This is a genomic window from Ideonella azotifigens, assembly GCF_006519715.1.
GTDB lineage: Bacteria > Pseudomonadota > Gammaproteobacteria > Burkholderiales > Burkholderiaceae_C > Ideonella > Ideonella azotifigens.
The window spans coordinates 1-4678 of sequence record NZ_VIDT01000445.1 but is presented as its reverse complement, the minus strand read 5'-3'; the positions used below and the strand labels follow the sequence as shown (position 1 = coordinate 4678).

The window sequence follows — 4678 nt, the reverse complement described above, 5'->3', positions numbered from 1 at the left end:
GCCATGGGAGACGGTCGCCCTCTGGCCGGGCGTGGACACCGCGGTGCGCTCGTGCTGCACCTGGTCGGCCGTAGGCGCGCGATGTTCGGCCTCCTGGAAGCGGCGCTCGCTCACGGTCGGCCGTCGGTTGACACCCGCCTCGCCGCCGTTGAAGCTGATGTGGTTGACCTGCTTGTTGATCACCACGGTGTTGTAGACGTTGCGCACCACCCGCACATTGACGTTGCTGGCGGCCCGGTTGTAGCGGAACACACCGCGGTCCCAGCGACCGCCCTGGTAGCCCGAGCCGGTGTAGCCATGGCCATAGTTCAGGCCGCCATAAAAGCCGACGCGCCGGCCCCAGTAGCCGACATGCCAGAAGTAGCCCGGGCCCTGGAACGCCCAGTAGCCGGGCGTCCACAGTTCACCGGGGTTCGGTGCCAGCACCCAGGTGCCGGGCACCCAGTAGTAGTCGCCGTCTGTCGCGCGCCAGCTCCAGTAGCCTGGCGTCCAGATGTAGCCCTCTCCCGGAACCTGGGGCTGGGCATAGAGCGGCAAAGGCGGCGGCGCGATGTTGATGGCCACCGAAACCTCTGCCCACGACGGCAGCGAAACCAGGATCGCCAGCGCCAGCGCGCTTCTGGCCAAAAGCGATTTCATGGCAGCACCTTCGCTGCCACTGCCATCCCTGCAGCAGGCAGGCTGTTCGCCTTCAGGTCCACCGTGTAGCGCACCATGGTCGGGTCGTCGGGGTCGGTCTTGTGCTGGAAGTGCAGGTGGTCGGCAAACTGCCGCATGCGGCTGTTGTCGGCCGCGTCGCTCGAATGCATGGCACCGATGCCGCGTGCACGTGCCACCTCGATCAGGCGCGCCATCAGCAAGCTGCCCAGCCCCTTCTGCTGCCACTCGTCGCTCACGGTGACCGCAAACTCGCAGTCCTGGCCGTCGGCCCGCGCACTGAAGCGGGCCACTCCCACTTCGCGCTGCTGGTCGCCCTCACCCACCACCGCGACGTAGGCCGCATCGGTGGCGGGATCGATGACCGTCATCTGCTTGAGCAGCGCGTCGCTCGGTGAGCGCAGCGTCTCCATGAACCTGAAGTAGCGCGAAGCGGGCGACAGCGCCTCGATGAACCTGCGCTCCAGTTCGAGGTCATCGGGGTGGATGGGGCGCACCCGCACATGCGTGCCATCGCCGAGGATCTCGTCCACCCCGGAAACCGCGTCTCCATGCAACTGACTGCCTGTGTTCATGGCCATTCTCCGAATGATTCAATGCGGCCCAGCCTGACGCCGCGGTGGAAAACGGTCTGTGCGGTGGCCCACTTCACAGGTGGCAAATGCCCGAGGCCCCAGCAGGCTTGGGGTGCACGTCAAATCGCCTTCAAGTCCGGCAGCAGCCTGTCGTATTCCTTCTTCACCACGGCATAGCACTCGCAAGTCCGCAGTTCCAGGCCGGGCCGGTCGATCACGGTGATGCGGCCGCGGGCGTAGCGGATCAACCCAGCGGCCTGCAGCTTCAAGGCCGCTTCGGTGACCCCTTCGCGGCGCACGCCCAGCATGTTGGCGATCAGCTCCTGCGTCATCACCAGCTCGTTGCCCTGCAGCCGGTCCAGGCTGAGCAGCAGCCAGCGGCACAGCTGCTTGTCCAGCGAATGGTGGCGGTTGCAGACCGCCGTCTGCGCCATCTGCGTGATCAGTGCCTGGGTGTAACGCAGCATCAGGTGCATCACCGGGCCGTTGCGGTTGAAGGCCTCCTTGATGGCCTGGGCGCTGAGCCGGAAGCCCTGGCCGGCGCTCTGCACCACCGCGCGGCTGGGCGTGCTTTCGCCGCCCATGAAAAGCGCAATGCCCACCAGGCCTTCATTGCCGACCACCGCGATCTCGGCCGTGTCGCCGTCCTCCAGCACAAACAGCAGCGAGACGATCGCGGTGGTAGGGAAATAGACGTGGCTGAGCGCAAGGCCGGCCTCATACAGCACCAGCCCCAGCGGCAATTCAACGGCTTCCAGCTGCGGCCGCCAACGCTGCCACTCTGCCTCCGGCAAGGCGGCCAGCAGATGGTTTTCTCTGCCGCCCAATGCGATGACCATGCGGGCCTCCCCAGGCATGAAACAGGCGGCCGGCAACAACCGGTCGCCCTGCCTTTCGCGAGCATAGGCGCCGCGACTCAAACACCATGTTCGGTGCCGCACATACGGCGCTCGCAGATCACACCTGGCGTTCGCCCAGTTCGACCAGCGTGACCAGGAAGCGCCCGCCGGCCAGGTCCCGGGCGGCACATGCATGAACGGCACGCGACCTGCCACCCGGCAAGGCCAGGTTCAGCTCGCAGGCATCCCCTTGCCGACCCTCGCCCACCCCGGCCAGCAAGGCGTGAAGCTTGTCGGCGCTGCGCCGATCAAGAAAGCTGTCCAGGGCCCGGCCCAGCACGGCTTCGCGCTCGCAGCCCAACCAGCGGGCGCCCGTGAGGTTCAGTTCGCAAACCAGCGTGCCGGCACCCAAGGTGAAGTGCCCCACCGGGGCGAAATCGTAGAGCGCAGTCTGGCGAGCCAGCGCCTCCTCCAGCTCGGCACGCGAGTCCAGCAGCTCTTCGCCCTGAAGCTCGAGCTCAACCTGATGCACCTGAAGTTCGTGCAGCAGGGCCAGCGCATCGGGCGCCGTCGCGGGCGAGGAGGCCAGCTCGAAAAGCACCACCAGCGCTTCGGAGGGACTGGTGCCTCTTGCATTCGCGCCACCACGACCGTTCAAGCGCAGCGCTGCACGCGATCTCAGGTCCATCGGGTTTCCCGACGACACAATCTGGCTCGACATGGGGGTTTCCTTTTTCAATCAAGCAACCCTGGGCAGCCCGACTCTATGCCTTGCGCAGACGGGACTCCAGCTCTTTCGCCGCGGTGATGTCAACGAAGGTGATCACCACACCCTGGATGACGTTGGCCAGCGTGCGGTAGGGCATGATCCGGACCGAGTACCAATGCCCATCGGTGGTGGAAATCTGCTTCTCGGAGAACGCGAGCGTGCGCAGCGTTTCCTTCGCGTCGGCATGCAGCTCCGGATAGATCAGCGTGCTGGCGAGTTCGCTGAGCGGGCGGCCGATGTCGCCCTCGCGCAGGTGCACGATGCGCGTGATCTGCTCGGTGAAGCGCCGCACATTCAGCGCGCTGTCGAGAAACAGCGTGGCGATGTCGGTGCTGTTGAGCAGGTTCTGCATGTCGCTGTGGGCCAGCGCCAGGTCGTCCAGCTTGGACTGCAGCTCGGCATTGATGGTCTGCAGCTCCTCGTTCATCGACTGCCCCTCTTCCTTGGAGGTCGTCAACTCCTCGTTGGCGGACTGCAGCTCCTCGTTGGTCGATTGAAGTTCCTCATTGGCGGCCTGCAGCTCTTCCTCAGAGCTGCGCATCTCCTGGCGCAACGCGCGGATCTCCTCGTGCGCCCGCGCCAGTTCCTGGCTGACGGCAGGGTCGACCTCGCCGGCCTTGCGCCTGCGCCGGGCCGCGCCGCCCGCCGGGGCGAGGACTTCGCGAAACACGATCATCGTGGCGCCCGCCAGCGCGTTGGGCTCGTCGATGCGCCGCACGATCACATCCAGCATCTCCTGCGCCGCGCCTTCGAGTTTCAGCCCGTGCAGTTCGATCGGGCCGCCGCCTTGCATGGCCTGGCGCAGCGCCGCCGCCACCTGGGTGCGAATGCCCGGCCGGGCCATCACGTGGATGTTCCAGTTGGCCTTGCCCGCGGCGGGTTCCAGGTACTTGCCGGTCCGGCCGCTGATGTAGACGATGTCGCCGTGCGCATTGACCAGCACGGCAGGCGGCGAGAACTCCTGCAGCAGCACCTGGTCTGCGAGGGTCTGCAGGTTGGCGGGCTGAGCTGTGGTGTGGGGCACGAGCGACTCCTGCGCGGCAGGGCGCAACGGCAAGCGGCGATTGACGGGAAAGTCCACCGAACCGACGTGGGCGGCATTGTCGCCGCGCCGGTACAGCCTGGACTTCGCACTGATGGGCGTGAACAGTGCCGACGCACGCCCCGTCGTCTCGGACCCGCCCAGCAGCAGCACGCCACCGGGGCGCAGGCTGTAGTGGAAGAGCGGAATCAGCCCACGCTGCAGCGTGGCATTGAAATAGATCATCAGGTTGCGGCAGGACAGGATGCTGAGCCGCGTGAACGGTGGGTCCAGGATCACGTCGTGCTGGGCGAACAGCACCATCTCGCGGATCTCCTTCGCAATCACCACGCCATTGCCCTGCGGGCTGAAAAAGCGGGCGAAGCGCTCCGGGCTCATGTCGGCCGCGATCTTCTCGGTGTAGTGCCCCCTGCGCGCCGCGGCAATCGCGTCCGCGCTCAGGTCGGTCGCGAAGATCTGCATCGTGTGCGAGCCAGGGGTGGGCAGCGCGTCGACCGCCTCCCTGAAGCACATGGCCAATGAGTAGGCTTCCTCGCCGGTCGAGCAGCCGACCACCCAGGCGCGCAGCGGCGTGCCCTCGGCGGCGCCGGCCAGCAGCGCGGGCAGCACGCTGTCCTGCAATTCCTGCCAGACCGATGGGTCGCGGAAGAAGGCGGTCACGCCGATCAGCATCTCCTTGAACAACAGGTCCAGTTCCTGCGGGTTCTCGCGCAGGAAGGCCGCGTACTGCGCCATCGTGGCCAGGCGATGCACGCCGATGCGCCGTTCGATCCGTCGGGTCAGCGTGCTGGACTTG

4 protein-coding genes and 1 pseudogene are annotated in these 4678 nt (G+C 66.5%); all 5 read right to left on the bottom strand.

The window, feature by feature from the left end; all coding sequences use genetic code 11:
• A pseudogene (locus FKP22_RS21510) lies at window positions 1-639 on the bottom strand (YXWGXW repeat-containing protein); the annotation flags it as partial.
• A complete protein-coding gene (locus tag FKP22_RS21505) occupies window positions 636-1232 on the bottom strand; it encodes a GNAT family N-acetyltransferase (protein ID WP_141289734.1) in 597 nt (198 codons plus the stop codon). The gene FKP22_RS21505 and the pseudogene FKP22_RS21510, both read right to left, overlap by 4 nt.
• A gap of 119 nt (window positions 1233-1351) precedes the next feature.
• Entirely contained in the window at window positions 1352-2071 is a 720-nt protein-coding gene (locus tag FKP22_RS21500; protein ID WP_141289733.1) for a Crp/Fnr family transcriptional regulator, read from the bottom strand.
• A 118-nt stretch (window positions 2072-2189) separates the two neighbouring features.
• Window positions 2190-2792 carry a nitrogen regulation protein NR(II) gene (locus FKP22_RS21495; protein WP_141289732.1) on the bottom strand — a complete coding sequence of 201 codons (603 nt, stop codon included), beginning with the start codon at window positions 2790-2792 and terminating at the stop codon, window positions 2190-2192.
• A gap of 43 nt (window positions 2793-2835) precedes the next feature.
• On the bottom strand, window positions 2836-4678 hold a 1843-nt coding region (locus FKP22_RS21490), incomplete at its 5' end, for a CheR family methyltransferase (RefSeq protein ID WP_141289731.1).